This window comes from Pseudoclavibacter sp. RFBB5, assembly GCF_002931555.1.
Classification (GTDB): domain Bacteria; phylum Actinomycetota; class Actinomycetes; order Actinomycetales; family Microbacteriaceae; genus Pseudoclavibacter.
This window is the reverse complement of the sequence record NZ_PSTZ01000003.1, coordinates 141,355-160,522: the sequence shown is the minus strand read 5'-3', so window position 1 is coordinate 160,522 and position 19,168 is coordinate 141,355. Positions and strand designations below refer to the sequence as shown.

At 67.7% G+C, this 19,168-nt stretch carries 18 protein-coding genes; 9 read left to right on the top strand and 9 right to left on the bottom strand.

Annotated elements, in window-relative coordinates; genetic code table 11:
* Positions 1-5: 5 nt before the first annotated feature.
* The 4 genes from C5B97_RS04015 to C5B97_RS04000 form a co-directional block, all read right to left on the bottom strand.
* Positions 6-887 (bottom strand): carbohydrate ABC transporter permease, encoded by an 882-nt coding sequence (locus tag C5B97_RS04015; protein WP_104254495.1) that lies wholly within the window; start codon positions 885-887, stop codon positions 6-8.
* The gene (locus C5B97_RS04010) at positions 884-1,849 is read right to left on the bottom strand and encodes a carbohydrate ABC transporter permease (protein ID WP_258067954.1); all 966 of its coding nucleotides are present in this window, start codon (positions 1,847-1,849) and stop codon (positions 884-886) included. The genes C5B97_RS04015 and C5B97_RS04010 overlap by 4 nt, the downstream gene beginning before the upstream one ends.
* Before the next feature lie 70 nt (positions 1,850-1,919).
* On the bottom strand, positions 1,920-3,203 hold the full coding sequence (locus C5B97_RS04005) for an ABC transporter substrate-binding protein (protein WP_104310846.1): 1,284 nt from the start codon (positions 3,201-3,203) through the stop codon (positions 1,920-1,922).
* A 165-nt stretch (positions 3,204-3,368) separates the two neighbouring features.
* Entirely contained in the window at positions 3,369-4,529 is a 1,161-nt protein-coding gene (locus C5B97_RS04000) for an ROK family transcriptional regulator (protein WP_104310845.1), read from the bottom strand.
* Positions 4,530-4,665: 136 nt separating this feature from the next.
* On the opposite strand from C5B97_RS04000, the gene xylA reads away from it, so the two are divergent.
* Both xylA and C5B97_RS03990 read left to right on the top strand, forming a co-directional pair.
* A complete protein-coding gene (gene xylA, locus C5B97_RS03995) occupies positions 4,666-5,862 on the top strand; it encodes a xylose isomerase (protein WP_104310844.1) in 1,197 nt (398 codons plus the stop codon).
* A gap of 135 nt (positions 5,863-5,997) precedes the next feature.
* Entirely contained in the window at positions 5,998-7,437 is a 1,440-nt protein-coding gene (locus tag C5B97_RS03990; protein ID WP_104310843.1) for a xylulokinase, read from the top strand.
* A 62-nt stretch (positions 7,438-7,499) separates the two neighbouring features.
* On the opposite strand, the gene C5B97_RS03985 is transcribed toward C5B97_RS03990, so the two are convergent.
* Positions 7,500-7,913, bottom strand: coding sequence for an Hsp20/alpha crystallin family protein (locus C5B97_RS03985; protein WP_104254489.1), 414 nt, complete (start codon positions 7,911-7,913; stop codon positions 7,500-7,502).
* A 161-nt stretch (positions 7,914-8,074) separates the two neighbouring features.
* Positions 8,075-9,007, bottom strand: a complete 933-nt coding sequence (locus C5B97_RS03980) for a DNA-3-methyladenine glycosylase (RefSeq protein ID WP_104310842.1) — start codon at positions 9,005-9,007, stop codon at positions 8,075-8,077.
* A 79-nt stretch (positions 9,008-9,086) separates the two neighbouring features.
* Between C5B97_RS03980 and C5B97_RS03975 the strand changes: the two genes are divergently transcribed.
* The 5 genes from C5B97_RS03975 to C5B97_RS03955 all read left to right on the top strand — a co-directional run bounded on the left by C5B97_RS03975 (position 9,087) and on the right by C5B97_RS03955 (position 14,467).
* Positions 9,087-10,019, top strand: coding sequence for a rhodanese-related sulfurtransferase (locus C5B97_RS03975; protein ID WP_104310841.1), 933 nt, complete (start codon positions 9,087-9,089; stop codon positions 10,017-10,019).
* A gap of 374 nt (positions 10,020-10,393) precedes the next feature.
* Positions 10,394-11,668 (top strand): branched-chain amino acid ABC transporter permease, encoded by a 1,275-nt coding sequence (locus tag C5B97_RS03970; RefSeq protein WP_104310840.1) that lies wholly within the window; start codon positions 10,394-10,396, stop codon positions 11,666-11,668.
* 9 nt (positions 11,669-11,677) lie between these two features.
* Positions 11,678-12,658: a branched-chain amino acid ABC transporter permease gene (locus C5B97_RS03965; protein WP_104254485.1), complete on the top strand. Its 981-nt coding sequence runs from the start codon at positions 11,678-11,680 to the stop codon at positions 12,656-12,658.
* Positions 12,659-12,680: 22 nt separating this feature from the next.
* On the top strand, positions 12,681-13,664 hold the full coding sequence (locus C5B97_RS03960; protein ID WP_104310967.1) for an ABC transporter ATP-binding protein: 984 nt from the start codon (positions 12,681-12,683) through the stop codon (positions 13,662-13,664).
* On the top strand, positions 13,661-14,467 hold the full coding sequence (locus C5B97_RS03955) for an ABC transporter ATP-binding protein (protein WP_104310839.1): 807 nt from the start codon (positions 13,661-13,663) through the stop codon (positions 14,465-14,467). The genes C5B97_RS03960 and C5B97_RS03955 overlap by 4 nt, the downstream gene beginning before the upstream one ends.
* Positions 14,468-14,965: 498 nt before the next feature.
* Here C5B97_RS03955 and C5B97_RS03950 read toward each other — a convergent pair whose 3' ends face one another.
* Both C5B97_RS03950 and C5B97_RS03945 read right to left on the bottom strand, forming a co-directional pair.
* The gene (locus C5B97_RS03950; protein ID WP_104310838.1) at positions 14,966-16,318 is read right to left on the bottom strand and encodes an ABC transporter substrate-binding protein; all 1,353 of its coding nucleotides are present in this window, start codon (positions 16,316-16,318) and stop codon (positions 14,966-14,968) included.
* Between the two features lie 110 nt (positions 16,319-16,428).
* Positions 16,429-16,902: a GNAT family N-acetyltransferase gene (locus tag C5B97_RS03945; protein ID WP_104310837.1), complete on the bottom strand. Its 474-nt coding sequence runs from the start codon at positions 16,900-16,902 to the stop codon at positions 16,429-16,431.
* A gap of 54 nt (positions 16,903-16,956) precedes the next feature.
* Between C5B97_RS03945 and C5B97_RS03940 the strand changes: the two genes are divergently transcribed.
* The gene (locus C5B97_RS03940; RefSeq protein ID WP_104310836.1) at positions 16,957-17,976 is read left to right on the top strand and encodes an MDR family oxidoreductase; all 1,020 of its coding nucleotides are present in this window, start codon (positions 16,957-16,959) and stop codon (positions 17,974-17,976) included.
* 41 nt (positions 17,977-18,017) lie between these two features.
* On the opposite strand, the gene C5B97_RS03935 is transcribed toward C5B97_RS03940, so the two are convergent.
* Complete coding sequence (locus tag C5B97_RS03935) at positions 18,018-18,365, bottom strand: helix-turn-helix domain-containing protein (RefSeq protein WP_104310835.1); 348 nt, start codon at positions 18,363-18,365, stop codon at positions 18,018-18,020.
* Between the two features lie 78 nt (positions 18,366-18,443).
* Between C5B97_RS03935 and C5B97_RS03930 the strand changes: the two genes are divergently transcribed.
* Positions 18,444-19,103 carry an FMN-dependent NADH-azoreductase gene (locus C5B97_RS03930; RefSeq protein WP_104310834.1) on the top strand — a complete coding sequence of 220 codons (660 nt, stop codon included), beginning with the start codon at positions 18,444-18,446 and terminating at the stop codon, positions 19,101-19,103.
* Positions 19,104-19,168: the final 65 nt, after the last annotated feature.

The window sequence follows — 19,168 nt, the reverse complement described above, 5'->3', positions numbered from 1 at the left end:
TCGCCTTACTTGACCGCGCCGGCGGTGATGCCGCGCGTCAACGTGCGCTGGAAGATGAGGAAGAAGATGAGCGTCGGGATGACGCCGAGCAGGGCGGAAGCACTGGTCGTCGTGACGTCCATCATTCGGTCGCCCTGGAGCACGCTGACCGCGACGGGGACCGTCTGGGAGGCGTTGCTGACCAGGAAGGTGAGGGGGATCAGGAACTCGTTCCAGGTCCAGATGAAGAAGAAGATGATGAGCACGCTGAGGGTCGGCATGCTGATCGGGAACACGACGCGCCACAGCACCGTCCAGCGACTCGCGCCGTCGAGCGCGGCGGCCTCGAGGATCTCCTTGGGGAACGTGCCGAGCACCGACGCGAGCAGGTAGGTGCCGAATGCGCTCTGGATGACCGTGAAGATGATCACGACGCTCCACGGGTTGTCGTAGAGGCCGACCATCTTGAACATGTTGTAGAGCGGGTAGAGCAGCGCTTCCTGCGGCAGGAGGTTCGCGAAGAGGAACGCGACGATGATCCACATCCGCCCCCTCACGCGGCCCACCCCGATGGCGTAGGCGTTGAGGAACGAGATGAGGACGGCGGCGACGGCGACCGTGCCGGAGATCCAGATCGAGTTCCACAGCTTCTGCGGGAAGTTCGTGCGTTCCCAGAACGCGACGATGCCGTCGAAGTACAGCGACGACGGGAACGCGAGCGGGCCGCCCTCGCTGTAGTCGCTCGGGGACTTGAACGAGTTCAGGAGGATGAGGATGAACGGGAAGAGGATGATGAGCCCGCCGATCACCGTGAGGGTGATCGCGATCCAGTCCTTGCCGTTCGGGGCGAGGTACTTGGAGCGCGGCCGCTTGGGTGCGCGCTGCTTCGACACTGCGTCTGCGGTCATAGTCCCGCACGCTCCTTCCGCTCCACCGAGGTCTGCGCTCGGATGAAGAAGATCGCGACGATCGCGATGACGATGGTGAGGGCTGTGGCGATGGTCGCCCCGTAGCCGACCTGCTGGGATTGGAAGAACTCGCTGTACGCGTAGTAGCTGGGGACGAGCGTGCTGGTGCCCGGGCCGCCGCGCGTGAGCACGTAGATGGGGCCGAAGACCTTCAGCGCCGCGATGGTGCAGGTGAGGGTGACGACGAACACCTCGGGCCGGATCTGCCCGAGCGTGATCGCCGTGAACCGGTCCCACCATCCCGCGCCATCGAGTTCCGCCGCCTCGTACAGCTCGGGGTCGACGCGCTGCAGGGCGGCCATGAAGATGACGATCGGGTAGCCGAGCTGCACCCACACGAGCACGAGCATGATGCTCAGGAGCGCCGTGTCCGGACTCCCGAGCCAGTTGCTGGCGAGCCCACCGAGGCCGACCGCTTCGAGCATCACGTTGAGCGCGCCGTTCTCCGGGCGCAGGATCCACCCGATCACGATGCCCGCGATGGCCATGGGCAGGATCTGCGGGAGGTAGTAGGTGGCGCGCAGGAAACTGGCGATGCGGCCACCGAACTTCTTGCCGATGACGTCGAAGAGCACGACGGCGACCAGCAGGCCGAGTGCAGTTGGGACCACGACCATGGCGATGATCATCGCGATGGTGTTCCGGAATGACGCCCAGAAGGCGGAGTCCCCGAAGAGCTTCACCCAGTTCTCGAGCCCGATGAACTCGGGCGGCCGGATGCCCCGGTACTCCGTGAAGCTGAGGTAGACGTTCCAGAAGAGGGGAACGACGATGACGACGATGAGCAGGAGCGCCCCGGGGACGAGGTAGAGCCACCACCCCCAGCGGGAGGCGCCTCGCTCCGGGAAGGAGCTGACATCGGCGGGGAGCGGGCGACGCCCTGGTTTTTTCGCAAGCGGCAGCTGAGCCATGGTTGGTCTCTTTCAGAGTGGGCGGGGCCGGCCGACGAATGGCGTCCGGCCCCGCGTCTGATTACTCGCGGAAGTCGACCGCGTACGAGTCGTACGACTGGCCGAGGCTGTCGAGGACCTCATCCGAGGTCTTCGTCTTGTTCACGAGCTCCTGGAGCTGCGCGACGAGTTCGTCGTAGAAGGTCGGGGTCGGCCAGTCCGGGTAGAACGCCAGCCCGTCCTTCTCGTTGATGTCGTTGAAGGCCGAGATGAGCTCCTGGCTCTTCGGGTCGGTGATGTCGTCGACGTTGGCGGCGACGGGGAGGCCGCCGTTGTTGCCGATGAGCGCCTGGATCTCGGGGCGCATGGTGATCTCGATGAACTGCGTGGCGAGGTCGGGGTCCCCGGCAGCCGCTGGCACGACCCACATGTTGCCGGCCGAGCCGAGGCTCAGCTCGGTCTCGGGGAACGGTACGATGCCCCAGTCGAAGCCCGAGATCTCGTCGGCGAACCGCCCGTACCACCAGCTGCCGGACACGAAGATGGGTGCGTCGCCGTTGATGAACGAGACTCCCGCGTCCTCGGCCTTGAGCCCGGAGGCGTTCGGGGAGATGTAGCCGGCATCGACGTACTCGACGACCTTGTCGGTCGCGTTCTTCATCGCGTCGCTCTGCCAGTCGACTTCGCCTTCGTAGAGCTGGTAGTCGTTGACGAAGTCGCGGTCGGATTCCTGCAGGAGGAACTGGTACCAGAGCTGACCGAGGGGGTACTCGAGGCCTGCCTGCGCGAGCGGCGTGATGCCCGCATCCGCGAAGGTCTTGAGTGCGCCTTCGAACTCGGCCATCGTCGTGGGCACCTCGATGCCCTGCTCGGCGAACGCCGCCTTGTTGTAGTAGACGGTGACGAACTCGCCGTAGTTCGGCACGCCGTACCACTCGCCGGATCCCATGACCCCGTCTTCGCTGTAGCGCGCAGTGGTCTGCAGTGCGGGCGCGAGCTTGTCTGCCCAGCCGTATTCCTCGACGGATTCGGTGATGGGGGTGAGCAGGCCCTGGCTGGCGAGGAGGCCGGCCGTGGCATTGCCCTTCGTGTACTCGAGAATGTCCGGCGCCTGGTCCGAGTTGAGGACCTGGCTTGCGGTCTGGCGGATCTGCTCGAAGCTCTTCTCCTCGAACTCGACGGTCGCACCCGTCTCCTCTTCGAAGACCTTGATCGCCTCGTCCCAGGCGATGCCCATCGCACTGTTCTCCGCCTCGAAGTGCCAGAGCGTCAGGACTCCGTCGCCTTCAGGAGCGCTTGGACTGCAGCCAGCCAGTGCCAGGCTGCTGACCGCGATCACGGCCGCGGCTGCCCATTTCTTTCGCATGAGTGAACTCCTTTGTTCTTCCTGCAGACGCGTCGGCGGGGGCCGACGATTTGACGCCAGCCCTCCGAACCGAGTGCCTCGAACTGACGTGACGGACACTTCCTTTGGGTCCGACGGGCACCAGTTTGAAGTCACCGCAATGTTTTTGTCAAGCAGTGAAACAAATTAGGTTCGCGAGGTGAGCAGCCTCCGGATGGCCACGACGGCGGCACCCTGCGCGTAGCTGTCGAAGTGGAAGTCAGGGCGCTCGATCCTGACCTGCGAGAAGTCGACCTGCTCCAGGTACTCCGTCGCGGCCGAGACGAAATCATCCGGCGCGAGGTCGAGCATGTGGCGCCCCTCGCCCATGATCGCGACGATCTCCGGATCGACGGTGTTCACGGATTCGGCGACGGCGACACCGAGCGCGAACGACGCGCTGCGGAAGGCCGAGAGCGCCCGCTCGTCACCCGCCCGAGCGCGCTGCAGGGCAAGCTCGTACTGCCCAGGATCGACGCCGGCGTTGGCCTCGATAGCAGGCATGGTCACGAAGCTGTGGATGCAGTTCTGGTGCCCCTTGGCACACGTCACACCGCTGCCCGGCATCCGACTGTGGCCGATGCGACCGGCACGGCCGTGGGCACCAGGCGCCGCGTCGTTCGCGACGACGAGCCCGCTTCCGATGCCTGCGCCGAGGCCGTAGACGACGAGCGATCGATGCGCTCCGAGGCCGCCGAACCAGTGGAGGGAGGCCGCGAGCGCGTGCACGTCGTTCGACATGGACGTCGGCAGGCCCGTGGCCTCCGCGACCAGGCGAGACAGCGCGATCCCGTCCCAGCCGAGGAAGTTCGAGCGGTGCAGCACCTCGACGCCGCCCACGTTCGAGACATCGCCCGCGACGCCGATGCCGATCGCCGCGACGAGCGGGAAGCCGACGGACACGTCCGCGACCAGCCCGGCGACGAGCGCGACCACCGCATCCACCGACCGATTCGGAAGCGGAGCAGACACCTTCGCGACGACCTGCGCCGTGAGGTCGGTGATCACGACGTACGCGGCCTCACCCGTGAGCTTCACGCCAACGAAGTGGGCACGCTCCGGACGCAGGAACAGGCTCTCGGAGGGGCGCCCGCGGTGGCCGGAGGGCTGCAGCTCCCCCTCGCCGAGCAGGCCCGTCTCGATCAGGTCCCTGGCGATGCGGGTCAGGCTCGTGCGCGAGAGGCCCGCCGCCTCGGCAAGCCGGGCACGCGACCTTGGACCGCCGAGGAGGAGCTCGAGCAGGATGACCCCCTGCGTCTCACCGAGCTCGGGCCACGATTCGAATGAGGCGGGTAGCGCGTCGTTCATTGCGCGAGCTTAGCCCCGCGCCGAGCCCGGCTCGCACTCGAGACACCCTCGGGACGCTCCGAGGGTGGCGATCTCGGCCGCGAACGTATATGTTGGCGACGGCAACAATTTTGTTCAACGTCGAACCAGGAGGACCATGTCCACGCCAGCCCCCACCCCCGCAGACAAGTTCTCGTTCGGTCTGTGGACCGTCGGCTACAACGGCACCGACCCGTTCGGCGGCCCGACGCGCGCCGACCTCGACGTCGTGCACGTCGTCGAGAAGCTCGCCGAGGCCGGCGCCTACGGACTCACGTTCCACGACGACGACCTCTTCCCGTTCGGATCCACCGACGAGGTGCGCGACTCCCAGATCTCCCGCCTGCGCGGCGCCCTGGATGCGACGGGCCTCGTCGTTCCCATGGTCACCACGAACCTCTTCTCCGCCCCCGTCTTCAAGGACGGCGGCTTCACGTCGAACGACCGCGATGTGCGCCGCTTCGCGCTGCGCAAGGTGCTCCGCAACCTCGACCTCGCCGCCTCGCTCGGCGCCGAGACGTTCGTCATGTGGGGCGGCCGTGAGGGCGCCGAGTACGACTCCGCGAAGGACATCCGCCAGGCCCTCGAGCGCTACCGCGAGGCCGTCAACCTGCTCGGCGACTACGTCACCGACAAGGGCTACAACATCCGCTTCGCCATCGAGCCGAAGCCGAACGAGCCCCGCGGCGACATCCTCCTCCCCACGGTCGGCCACGCCCTCGCCTTCATCGAGACGCTCGAGCGTCCAGAGCTCGTCGGCGTGAACCCTGAAGTCGGACACGAGCAGATGGCTGGCCTCAACTTCGCCGCCGGCATCGCGCAGGCCCTCTACCAGGGCAAGCTGTTCCACATCGACCTCAACGGCCAGCGCGGCATCAAGTACGACCAGGACCTCGTGTTCGGTCACGGCGACCTGCAGAACGCGTTCGCGCTCGTCGACCTGCTCGAGAACGGCGGCCCCAACGGCGGCCAGACCTACACGGGCCCGCGCCACTTCGACTACAAGCCCTCGCGCACCGAGGACGAGACGGGCGTGTGGGAGTCGGCGGCGGCGAACATGCGCACCTACCTGCTCCTCAAGGAGCGCGCGGCGGCATTCCGCGCCGACCCCGAGGTGCAGGAGGCTCTCGCGGCGTCCCGCGTCGACGAGCTCTCCACCAACACGCTCGGCGAGGGCGAGACGTACGACGACTTCCTCGCCGACCGCTCCGCATACGAGGACTTCGACGCGAACGCGTACTTCAACGGCAAGGGCTTCGGCTTCGTGCGCCTGCAGCAGCTCGCGCTCGAGCACCTCATGGGCGCCCGCGGCTAGTCCCGCCCCTCGCCCCACGGACTCCCCCGTCCCCCTGACAGAGCTGTGGCGGATGCACGCACGTCCAACGACGCGCATGCATCCGCCCCAGCTCTGTCGTGCACCCCACCCCAGCACTACAGAAAGCAGACCACCATGCTCGTCGCCGGCTTCGACTCGAGTACGCAGAGCTGCAAGCTCGTCATCCGGGACGCCGTGACGGGCGAGCTCATCCGCCAGGGTCGCGCGTCGCACGCCCCCGGCACGGAGGTGGACCCGGAGAACTGGTGGGCCGCCGTCCAGGACGCGACCGCGGCGGCTGGCGGGCTCGAGGACGTCGCAGCGCTGTCCGTCGCCGGCCAGCAGCACGGCATGGTCGCGCTCGACGCCGATGGCCACGTCGTGCGCGACGCGCTGCTCTGGAACGACACGCGCAGCGCGGCTGCCGCCCGTGACCTCATCGCGGAGTTCGGGCAGGAGACGCTCGTCGAGCGCACAGGCCTCGTGCCGGTCGCCTCCTTCACCATCACGAAGCTCCGCTGGCTTCGGGATGCCGAGCCACAGAACGCCGTGCGTGTCGCCGCCGTCGCACTCCCCCACGACTGGCTCACGTGGCGGCTCCTCGGCTACGGCCCCGCCGACGAGAGCCCCCTCGGCCCCGACCTGACGAAGCTCACGACCGACCGCTCCGACGCTTCCGGAACCGGCTACTGGTCACCGTTCACCGGCGACTACGACCGCGAGCTGCTCGTCGCGGCGCTCGGCCACGACGTCATCCTCCCGCGCGTGCTCGGCCCGTCCGAGGTCGCCGGCAAGACCCCGGCTGGCGTGCTCGTCGCCGCGGGAGCCGGTGACAACGCGGGTGCCGCGCTCGGTCTCAACGCCCGCGCCGGCGACGTGGTCGTCTCCATCGGCACCTCCGGCACCGTGTTCTCGGTCGCCGAGCGGCCGGTTGTCGACCCGAACGGCGGTCTTGCGGGATTCGCCGACGCGACGGGCGAGTTCCTTCCCCTGTCCGCCACGCTGAACGCGGCGCGCGTCATCGACACGACCGCAACCGTGCTCGGCGTGGACCACGCGGAGTTCGGTCGGCTGGCCGCGTCCGCCCCCGTGGGCTCCGGCGGGCTCGCGTTCGTGCCGTACCTCGACGGCGAACGCACTCCTGACCTGCCGGACGCGACAGCATCCCTGCTCGGCATGACGCGTGGATCCTTCACACGCGAGAACCTCGCCCGCGCCGCGGTCGAGGGCATGCTCGGCAGCCTCGCACAGGCCCTCGATGCGCACCGCGCGCTCGGCGTCGACGCAAAGCGCGTCATGCTCATCGGCGGCGCCGCTCTGAGCGAGGGCGTGCGCGCCGTCGCCCCGACCCTCTTCGAGGTTCCCGTCGAGATCCCCGCGCCCGGCGAGTACGTCGCCGACGGCGCAGCCCGCCAGGCCGCCTGGATCGCGACCGGCAGCCGCCCCGACTGGCCCGTCGAGACCATCGCCCACCTGGAGCCGGCGCCTGATGCGGCGCTTCGAGCCCGGTTCGCGGCGGCCGCGGAGCTCGCGCGGGACTCCGAGAAGTCAGGCAAGGGCCTGCGTTCCGTCTGAGACATCGCGAAGGGGGGCAGTGCGAGATCGCACTGCCCCCCTTCTGCTGCGTCGCCTGTCGGCTACGCCTGGATGGTCTCGACCTTCGTGCCGGTCTCGATCTCGATCTTGCGCGGCTTCGCGCGCTCGCTGACGGGAACCGTCACGGTCAGCACGCCGTGCTCGTAGCTCGCGGCGATGCGCTCGGTGTCGAGGCCCTGGCCGAGCGTGAACTGGCGCAGGTAGCTGCCGCCGTTGCGCTCACGCACGAGCCACTTGGCACCCTCGGCGTTCACGGTGCTGCGCTCGGCGCGGATCGTGAGCTGCTGGCCGTCGAGGTCGACGTCGATCGAGCTGGGGTCGATGCCGGGCAGGTCAGCGGTGAGGATGTAGTGGTCGGCCTCACGGTAGAGGTCGATGGGCATCGAACGCGGACTGTTCGGTGCTCCCTGGAAAAGTCGTTCCATCTCCTGGAACGGATCGAAGACGCGTGCCATGTCGTTTTCCCTTTCTTGTACGCACCCTCACGATCGTGAGCGACTGCGGTGAACTTGAGTCGACTGGTGTCAACTTCCTTGCTCAGAAAATTAGCACTCGACCAGGCCGAGTGCCAGAAAGTTTGCTGAAAACCGCGTCAGCCGTGGGCGAACGACCCCCGTCAGTGGAAGCGGTGGTCCTGCACGGTCATGCGCGCGCCGTGCTTCGGGCGCGGGTTGCCAGCCAGCTTGATAAGGCGCACGACGCGCTCGCGATGCCCCCGCCACGGCTCGAGCAGCTCCCGCATGCCGTCGTCGTCGACGTCGCAGCCCGCGAGCGCCCACCCCACCATGTTGGGGATGTGGTAGTCGCTGAAGCTCGGCGCGTCCGGGTCACCGTGCGAGCGCTGCACGGTCTCGTTTGCCGTCCACACGCCGACGCCGACGATCGAGCGGAGGCGGCGCAGTGGCTCCTCCGACCCTGTTGGCAGGCTCGCCGTGCGCTCCAGCGCCGACGCGACCGTCGCGGAGCGGATGACCGTACCCGTCCGGGAGTGATCGACGCCCGCCCGATGCCAGTCCCAGCTCGGGATGCGCCGCCACTGCTCCGGTGTGAGCGGAAGCCGCAGGTGGCGCGGCACGAGGCCGGCCGGGCCGGGCGCGGCACCCGCGTAGTCGCGGTGCAGGATGTCCCACGCTCGATGCGCCTCGAGGCCCGTGATCTTCTGCTCGATGATGGCGGCGCTGAGCGCCTCGAACACCGCCCCCGACTTCGGGAGCCGGAGCCCCTCGTTGCGACGCCGCACATCCGCCAGCTCGGGGAGCGCCTCGAGGCGCAGCTCGCTCCAGTCGTCATCGCGACCAAGGAGGACCGGGGCTTCGTCGACCGCGATCTCGGCGGCCTCGCCCCACGACACGATGCGGACCCCGTCCCGCGCCTGCCGGAAGACAGTCGTCGCCCCGCCCGCGAGCGCGTGCGACGTGCGCCACACGTCCCTCGAGACCGGGTGCATCCAGCAGGTCGGGTCGCGCCTGCCCCGCATGAGCGGCGACAGGGTCTGCACGACATCGACCGGCAGCGCCGGCCGATAGAGCGTCATGACCCGATCTGGCATGCGGCAAGGGTACGCAGACCCACCGACATCCGCGCCCCCTCGACGCTCGAAGCCCCGCCGCTCACCTAAAATCGACCGCATGGCTGTCCCCAAGATCGTGCTCTACTACGCCTTCGCGCCCCTCGCCGATCCAGAGGCGATCCGCCTCTGGCAGCGAGACCTCGCGGCGTCGCTGGGGCTGCGCGGGCGCATCCTGATCTCGAAGGACGGCATCAACGGCACCCTCGGCGGGGAGCTCAACGCGCTCAAGCGGTACGTTCGCACCACCCGCGAGTACGCGGCGTTCAAGGACGCCGACTACAAGTGGTCGGAGGGCACCAGCCTCGATGAGAACGGACAGAGCCTCGACTTCCCGCGCCTCAGCGTCAAGGTGCGGGACGAGATCGTGAGCTTCGGGGCGCCCGGGGAACTGGAGGTCGACGAGCACGGCGTGGTCGGCGGCGGCACCCACCTTGCCCCGGACGAGCTCCACGCACTGGTCGAGTCGCGCGACGACGTCGTCTTCTTCGACGGACGCAACGCCATCGAGGCCCAGATCGGCCGCTTCGAGGGCGCCGTCGTGCCAGAGACGGGCACAACCCGTGACTTCATCGCCGAGCTCGAGTCCGGCAAGTACGACGAGCTGAAGTCGAAGCCCGTCGTCACCTACTGCACGGGAGGCGTGCGCTGCGAGGTGCTCTCCGCGCTCATGGTGAAGCGCGGCTTCAGCGAGGTGTACCAGCTCGACGGCGGCATCGTCCGCTACGCCGAGCAGTTCCGCGACGAAGGCCTCTGGAAGGGATCGCTCGCCGTCTTCGACGCGCGCGAGCACCTCGAGTTCGGGCCGAACACCGAGATGCTCGGGCGCTGCCGAGAGTGCGCGGCGCCCACGCACCGCACGCAGAACTGCAGCGACGCCTCGTGCCGCGAGCGCTTCGTCGCCTGCGAGCGCTGCGGCGAGCTGCCGATCTTCTGCGCTCGGCATGCTCTCGCGCACGCGACCACCGGCAGCGGGGCACCATCCGGTCGGTGACACGCCGAAGGCGACCACGTTCTTCCCGAACCGAGGATCTTGGCACCATCCGCAGTCTGTGAACCGCTGAGCCACCACATTTGTGGTGACGTAGAACAAAATTGCGCGTTCGGGCGCCTCACGGCGCACAGCGGCACTCCCGCACCGCTATCGTGTGTAGCGGCAAAGAAACATTGCCGATACAAATCATCCGTAGATTCGCAGAGTGGCGAATCCTCGCTTGCAGCAATAGCAGTTCCAGAATCTCGTTCAGTCGTCGTGCCCAGCCCGACTCGCACTGGAGGTACTCCGTGCCCCTTCTCCTCAGTCCGCTTCCGCCAGCCGGATCGCGCTCAGCGACCGCCGGGCGTTCCCGGCTCACCCAAACGCACCGAATGCTCGCGGCCCTCGCGATGTCGCTCTTCGCGTTCCTCGGCGTCTTCTCGATGGCCGGACCCGCAAACGCGGAGTCCGAGCCCCCGGAGGAGTCGGCGTACTCGATCAGCGGCATCCTCAACTTCGAGAGCGAACCCGTCGAGGGCGTCTCGCTCACCGTCGAAGGCGACGGCTACACCGAGACGGTGGAGTCGGGTGAGGACGGACGCTGGCGCGTCCCCGTCCCCGGCCCCGGCAACTACACGGTGACGCTCGACACGGAGACGCTGCCGGACGGCGTGGACCTCCGCAACGAAGACGGGGCGACGGCCGAGGTCACGGAGGACGAGTGGTCGACGACCAACGTCGGTCGCCTCTTCGCGCTCGGCGAGGACACGAGGCAGAGCAGCAACTTCGGCTCGCAGCTCATCGAGCGCCTCGTCGCGGGGCTCAACTTCGGCCTGCTCATCGCGCTCGGCGCGATCGGCATCACGCTGATCTTCGGCACGACCGGGCTGAACAACTTCTCGCACGGCGAGCTGGTCACGTTCGGTGGCCTCATGGCCTGGCTCTTCTCCGTCTCCATGGGGCTCAACATCTTCGTGGCGATGATCATCGTCGTCCTCCTCGGCGCGGCCTTCGGCTGGGTTCAGGATGCGACGCTCTGGAAGCCACTGCGCAAGCGCGGCGTGCGCCTCGTGCCCGCCATGATCGTGAGCATCGGCCTCGGCCTCGCGCTGCGCTACATCTACCAGCTGTTCTTCGGCGGAGCGATCCTCCCGATGAGCTCCGTGGGTCTCAGCGGGGCCGTCGAGTTCGGCCCCGTGCGCATCACGACAGGCTCGCTGCTGAGCATGGGCATCTCGATCGTCACCCTCCTGCTCGTCGCCCTGTTCCTGACCCGCACCAGGGTCGGCAAGGCAACCAGAGCCGTCTCCGACAACCCGTCGCTCGCGAGCGCATCCGGTATCAACGTCGACCGCATCATCCGCATCGTCTGGACCACGGCAGGTGGCCTCGCCGCCCTCGCCGGCGTCATGCTCGCCCTGTACCGCCAGTCGTCGTGGGACATGGGCTTCCAGGTGCTGCTGCTGATGTTCGCCGCCGTCACCCTCGGTGGCCTCGGCTCCGCGTACGGCGCGCTCGTCGGATCGCTCGTCGTCGGCATCTTCGTCGAGCTCTCGACCCTCTTCATCCCCGCCGACCTCAAGTACGCGGCGGCGCTCCTCATCCTCATCCTGGTCCTGCTCGTCAGGCCCCAGGGCATTCTCGGCCGCCGCGAGCGAGTCGGCTAGGAGACGAACATGGACTGGTCAAACATCCTGAGCAACGCCGTCGGCGAGCTCCTCAGCCCCACCACCGCTGCCTACGCGCTCGCCGCGATCGGCCTCGGAATCCACTTCGGCTACACCGGCCTCCTCAACTTCGGTCAGGCCGCGTACATGCTGATCGGCGCGTACGCGTTCGCGATCCCGACGATCAGCCTCGGCTGGCCGCTCTGGGCCGCCGTGCTGTGCGTCATCGTGGTCTCGGTGATCTTCTCGTTCATCCTGGGTGTCCCGACACTGCGGCTGCGAGCTGACTACCTGGCCATCGTGACGATCGCCTCCGCCGAGATCCTCCGGTACATCGTGACGACGACGGGCCTCACCTCGGTCACGGGTGCCGCCAACGGCCTCAACGGCTTCAAGGGCACCTTCGCGGCGATCAACCCGATCCCGGACGGCACCTACGGCTTCGGTCCCTTCACGTACAACGCGTACGACTGGTGGACTCGCATCGTCGGCTGGGGCATCGTCCTCCTCGCGACGCTCCTCGTCTGGGCCCTCATGCGCAGCCCGTGGGGTCGCGTGGTCCGCGGCATCCGCGAGGACGAGGACGCCGTGCGCAGCCTCGGCAAGAACGTCTTCGCCTACAAGATGCAGGCCCTCATCACGGGAGGTCTCCTCGGCTCGCTGGCCGGCATCATCTTCATCCTGCCGAGAGCCGTGCAGCCCGCCAACTACACGACGGGCCTCACGTTCTTCATCTGGACGATCATGCTCCTCGGTGGAGCCGCGACGATCTTCGGCCCCATCGTGGGCGCCATGATCTTCTGGGTGGTCCTCTCCCTCACGCAGGGCGTGATCAACGGACTCATCGAATCCGGGGCGATCACCTTCCTCTCCATGACGCAGGGCGCCCAGCTCCGCTTCATCATCGTCGGAATCGCGCTCATGCTGCTGGTGGTCTTCAGACCCCAGGGCATCTTCGGAAACAAGAAGGAGCTGAGCTTCAGTGCCTGAGCAGACGAGCCCACCAGCGGGCATCCTCCCCACCCACGAGTTCGTCGACGGCAAGGTCGGACCCGGCTGCAAGAAGGTCGACCCGATCGTCATCGCCGACGGCGTCACCCGCCAGTTCGGCGGCAACACGGCAGTGGATGTGCAGCACCTAGAGATCCCGCGCGGCAAGATCACCGCGCTCATCGGTCCGAACGGCGCCGGCAAGACGACCATGTTCAACCTGCTGACGGGCTTCGACAAGCCGAACACAGGCACCTGGTCGTTCGACGGCACCTCGCTCGCGAACGTGCCAGCCTTCAAGGTGGCGCGCTCCGGCATGGTCCGCACCTTCCAGCTCACGAAGTCGCTCGGCCGCATGACGGTGCTCGACAACATGCTGCTCGGCGCCGACCAGCAGGGCGGCGAGGGCATGCTGCGCGCGCTCTTCAAGCCGCTGTGGCGCGAGCGCGAGACCGAGATCACGGCGAAGGCAGACGAGCTCCTTGCTCGCTTCAAGCTCGACGCGAAGCGCGAAGACTACGCGGCGTCCCTCTCGGGCGGACAGCGCAAGCTGCTCGAGATGGCCCGCGCGCTCATGAGCAGCCCCAAGCTCATCATGCTCGACGAGCCCATGGCCGGCGTCAACCCGGCGCTCGTGCAGTCGCTGCTCGGCCACGTCAAGGAGCTCAAGAACGACGGCACCACGGTGCTGTTCGTCGAGCACGACATGCACATGGTCACCAACATCTCCGACTGGGTCGTCGTCATGGCCGAGGGCCAGATCGTCGCAGAGGGCCCACCCGAGACGGTCATGAAGGACCAGGCCGTCATCGACGCGTACCTCGGCGCGCACCACGACCAGGACCTCGGCGACCTCGACATCAAGGAACTGGAAGTCGAGCGCATCGCCGAGGAACAAGGCGTCGAGGCGGCCGCCGAGTACGAGGCCGAGGTGCTCGGGACGACCTCGATCGCCGAGGAGATCGCCGAGACCAAGGCCGAGACCAAGGAGAGTGACAGCAAATGAGCGAGACGCAGCCCACCGCATCCGCTGCACCGGCATCGACCGCGCCGCGAGGCGACGCAGTGCTGTCCACCATCGACCTCGTCGGCGGTTACCTGCCCGGCGTGAACATCCTCAACGGATGCTCGATCGACGCCTACCCCGGTGAGCTCATCGGCATCATCGGCCCCAACGGAGCCGGCAAGTCGACGGTGCTCAAGGCCATCTTCGGGCAGATCAAGATCCGCGGCGGCAGCGTCATGCTGAAGGGCGAGGACATCACCGGCCTGCGCGCCGACAAGCTCGTCGCCAAGGGCGTCGGCCTCGTGCCGCAGAACAACAACGTCTTCCCGTCGCTCACCATCGAGGAGAACCTCGAGATGGGGCTCTTCCTGCGGCCCAAGGTCTTCAACGAGCGCTTCGAGTTCGTCGCCGACCTCTTCCCCGAGCTGGGGAAGCGTCGCAAGCAGCGCGCGAGCTCGCTCTCGGGCGGTGAGCGCCAGATGGTGGCCATGGCCCGCGCCCTCATGATGGACCCGTCGGTGCTGCTGCTCGACGAGCCCTCCGCGGGCCTCTCACCAGTGCGCCAGGACGAGACGTTCCTGCGCGTGCGCCAGATCAACCGCGCTGGCGTCTCGGTCATCATGGTCGAGCAGAACGCGCGCCGCTGCCTGCAGATCTGCGACCGCGCCTACGTGCTCGACCAGGGCAAGGACGCGTACACGGGAACCGGCCGCGAGCTGCTCAACGACCCGAAGGTCATCGCCCTCTACCTCGGCACCCTCGCCGCGGACGAGCAGGCGAAGGACGGCGACGCGGCCCACTAGCCGCCAGCATCCACGGCAGACGGGCGGGGAAGCCTCCAGCAGACGCGCTGGGACCTCCCCGCCCTTCTGCGTGCGCGCCGCGAGCCCCTGCGCACCCCACCGAACCCCACCGCTGCCAGTCGAAGTGCCCCTCCCCGCGCTGCTTTTTGATCGCTGCCAGCCAAAGCGCCCAATCCAGCACCCCAGAGGGGCCACTTGACTGGCAGCGACCGCAAGAATCGCGCTGCACCAGCGGGCCCCCGAGGCCATGCGGGCCGGACGGGCGAGCGGAACCCGAAACCGCACCTGCCGCGCATCCACACCCCATCGCTGCCAGCCAAAGCGCCCATTCCAGCACCCCAGAGGGGCCACTTGACTGGCAGCGACCGCAAGAATCGCGCTGCACCAGCGGGCCCCCGAGGCTATGCGGGCCGGACGGGCGGGTGAGCGGATGCACCTCCTGGGCACACGGAAGGGCCCGGGATGCGTGCATCCCGGGCCCTCGTTCAGCGAGTCAGCTTAGAGCTGGCCGGCCTCTTCTCCGATGTTGGAGTAGGTGTTGCCGCTGCCGTACTGGTAGATGCCGATCGTGGCCTCTGACGGGTCGCCGTTCTCGTCGAACGAGATCGGGCCGGAGACGCCGTCGTAGTCGATGTCGGTGCCAGCTTCGAGGAGCGTGACGCAGTCGGCGTAGGTGGTGCACTTCTCACCATCGACGGAGACCTTCTGCATGTTGTCCTTGATGGTGGTCGGGTCAGCTGCCCCACCGGCCTGCGCCGCGAGGGCAGCGAGGATGACGGCGTCGTACGACTCAGCGCCGTACGTGTAGTCCTTCAGGTCGGGGTCGATGCCGAGGAGCTTCGCGCGGAAGTCGTCGGAGGCGACGACGCCGGGGATGGTGCCCTTGGCGCAGTTCAGCGTGCCCTCTTCGAAGTCAGCGGAGTAGTCGGCCATGTTGCCGTCGACCATGTACAGCTTGTCGGCGGGGAAGCCCTTGGTGCCGATGAGCTGCGGGACGATGGTCGCCGTCTGGTCGAACGCGACGAGCGCGATCGCGTCGGGGTCGGCTGCCGTGACGGCGTCGATCTGTGCCGAGAACTGGCTGTCGCCCTCGTTGAAGGCCTCAGAGGCGACGACCTCGCCGCCGGCGGCCTCGACGGCCGTGGTGATGCTCTCGGACAGGCCCGAGCCGTACGCGTCGTTCAGGTAGATGATGCCGACGGATGCGTTGCCGTCGTTGACGATCGTGTTTCCGTTGACGCGGCCCTGGAGGATGTCCGAGGGGGCGGTGCGGAAGTAGAAGCCGTTGTCTGCGTACGTGGAGAACTCGGCCGACGTGTTGGCCGGGGAGATCTGCACGACGCCCGCGCCGGTGATCTGGTCGATGACCGTCATCGAGACGCCGGACGATGCGGCGCCGACGATGGCGGACACGTTCTGGCTGAGGAGGTCGGTGACCGACTGCGTGGCGATGTCGGTCGACGTGTCACCAGAGTCGCGGTGGACGACGCTGATGTTGCCGCCGAGCACGCCGGACGGCGATGCGTTGATCTCGGCGACGGCGAGGTCGACGCCCGCGATCTCGGGCGGGCCGAGGAAGGCGAGGGTTCCGGTCTGCGGAAGCAGCGAGCCGATCTTGAGCGCTTCGGAGCGCTCCTGAGCGGTCGGGGCTTCGACGGGCGAGACCTCGGTTACGGTCTCAGCCGTGTCCGGGCCACAGACTGCGGCAGCGGCGTCGCCGTCCGCGGCTGGTTCGCCACCATCTGTCGTCGAAGAGCACGCGGCCAGCATGAACACGCCGACGCTCATGGCGGCGATTCCTGTGGTGATGCGAAGCTTCCTGGAGGGAGACGACTTGGCAAGGTTACTCATGGTGCTCCTTTATACGTAAGCAGAGAGCGAGCGCCGCGCAGCGGCGCCCGGATCTCAAGTTAGCCGCGGCACTGCGACGAACTGATTCATGCTTGTTACGAGCGAGTAAATCATGAGTGGGGGCTCGATGTGTATTTCACCATCGGGACATGGGGAATGTCGTCCTCGATGAAGGTGTCGCCGCACCGTTCGAAGCCGAATCGCGCGTACCAGGCTTCGAGGTGCGCCTGCCCGTTGAGGGCCGTTGCGACCCCCTCGCTGTCGGCGATCTCGATGAGGTGACGGATGATCTGGGCCGAGTATCCGAGGCCCCTTGAGTTCTCGGCGGTGACGACTCTGCCGATCGCGCGCGCGTCGGTCGGGAGGTGCTCGTCCGGCCAGCCGAGCGGCAGCAGGCGCGCGTAGCTGTGGGGGTAGAGGGGGTCGTCGCCGACGAACGCGTGCTGGGTGCCCTCTGCGAAGTCGGCGGTGTCCGGGTCGAGGTAGACGCAGTCCTGCTCGACGACGAAGATGCTCGAGCGCAGGTGCAGGATGCCCCACAGCTCGGCCGCGCTGAGTTCGGGGAAGGTGCGAACCGTGATCATGTCAGCCAGTGTCGCAGAGGTGGAGTTCGGAGACTGGCCACCTACGATGGCGCCATGGTTCGCGGATACCTGACGACGAAGTCCACTGACGCGGCGGGCAAGCCTCGCATCGATGTCGCGTTCGACGAGCTCGACGATGAGCTCTTCGGCGGCGGTCACCTGCGGCGAGACCAGGTGCTGGTCGACGTCGCCTATACGAGCCTCAACTACAAGGACGCGTTGCTGCTCGCGGGGAAGCCCGGCGTGAGCCGGGCGGATGTGCTTGTCCCCGGCATCGACGTCGTCGGGGTCGTGCGCGAGTCCCGCACCCAGAACTTCGTGCCCGGCGATCGAGTGGTGCTGAACGGCGCTGGCCTCGGCGAGACCCGGCACGGTGGCCTCGCCGAAGTGTGCCTCGTGGACGACGAGTCCCTCATCCACCTGCCGGAGGCGATGTCGCTGATCGACGGTGCTGCGATCGGCACGGCCGGTTACACAGCGATGCTCTCGGTGCTCGCACTGGAGAAGCAGGTCGAGCCTGGTGATGGCGACGTGCTCGTGACCGGCGCGGCCGGCGGGGTGGGCAGCGTCGCGATCGCGTTGCTGGCGGGCCTCGGCTACCGGGTGGTGGCCTCCACGGGCCGCGGGGACGAGGAGGGTGACTACCTGCGGAGGCTCGGCGCGGCCGAGATCATCGACCGGCGCGAGCTGTCGGATGCGGTGGGCAAGCCGTTGCAGACCGAACGCTGGGCGGGCGCCGTCGACGCGGTCGGCTCCACGACACTCGCCAACGTGCTCGCCCAGACGAGACGCGAGGGGATCGTCACCTCATGCGGCCTCGCACAGGGCACCGACCTGCCGACGACGGTGATGCCGTTCATCCTCAGGGGCGTGACGTTGCGAGGAATCAACTCGGTGGTGCAGAGCGTCGAGGTGCGGGCGGAGGCGTGGAACCGGCTCCTCGAGCTCGACAGCGAGCTGCTGGAGTCGATGACGGAGGTCATCGCCCTGGAAGAGGCGCTCGACCACGCGCAGCCCATCCTGGACGGCAAGGTGCGTGGCAGGACGGTTGTGCGCGTCCGCGGCGACCTGTGACCCGTTCGGCCCACTTCGGGGCCATAGACCCTGGGCGAGGATCAGCTCGAGCGTGCCGGTTCGAGGTTCTCTGACGCCCACGTGCCGAGCTGCTTGAGCACCGGGATGAGGCGCTGGCCTGCCGTCGTGAGCTCGTAGCTGACCGAGACAGGCGGCCCGTTGCTGACGGTTCGTTCCACGAGGCCCGCGGCCGCGAGCTCGCTGAGACGATCGGAGAGAACGGCGTCGCTGATGCCGGTCACAGCGCGGCGCAGCGCGACGAAGGTTAGCGGCTGCGAGCCGAGCACGTCGATGATCATGCCGTTCCAGCGCTTGCCGAGCAGGGTGAAGGCAAGCGAGATGGCGCCGTCGCACGCTGCCGCGCTGTGCACCTGCACGTTCTCTGCCATGCCGTCAGTGTACCCGTGCTAACCTCCACAGAGTCGCTCTGGTTTTCAGAGTGACTCTGTGAATCAGATTGGAGCACCATGTCCCTGCTGCGTATCGACGCGAGCCTCATGCCCGCCACCTCCGCGAGCCGTGCGCTCGGCGACCTCGTCGAGGCCGAATGGGTTGCAGCCCACCCCGATTCCGTCGTGACCCGCCGCAACCTCGTCGACTCCCCCATCCCCGCCGACGCCTGGCAGAACGCCGTCTACGCAGGCTTCACCCCGGAAGAGGACCGCACCGAGGAGCAGCGCGCCGCTGTCGCCCTCGCCACGCAGCTGGCCGACGAGCTCATCGACGCCGACGCCCTGCTCTTCACCGTCCCCCTCTACAACTACGGCGTCTCCCAGCACTTCAAGCTCTGGTTCGACCTCGCCTACACAGACCCGCGCATCAACCCGGGCAGCACGACCCTCAACGGCAAGCCGGCGACGCTCGCGACCGTCCTCGGTGGCAACTACGACGAAGGCACCCCGAAGGCCGGCTGGGACCACTCCACGCCGTACCTCACGCGTCTGCTCGAGGACGTCTGGGGTCTTGACCTCCGCGTCGTCCAGCGCCCCTTCACGCTCGTCGGCGTGAACCCGGCACTCGACCAGTTCGCTGACCTCGCCGCCGACCTCAAGTCGGACGCCGAGACGAAGGCAACCCAGTCCGGGCGTGAGCTCGCCGAGCTTCGTGGCAAGGCGGACGCGGCCTAAGCAGCGCATCCGCCCTGCCAGGCCCCCGGCCAGGCAGACCCCGGGCCTCGCTCACCGAGTGGCCT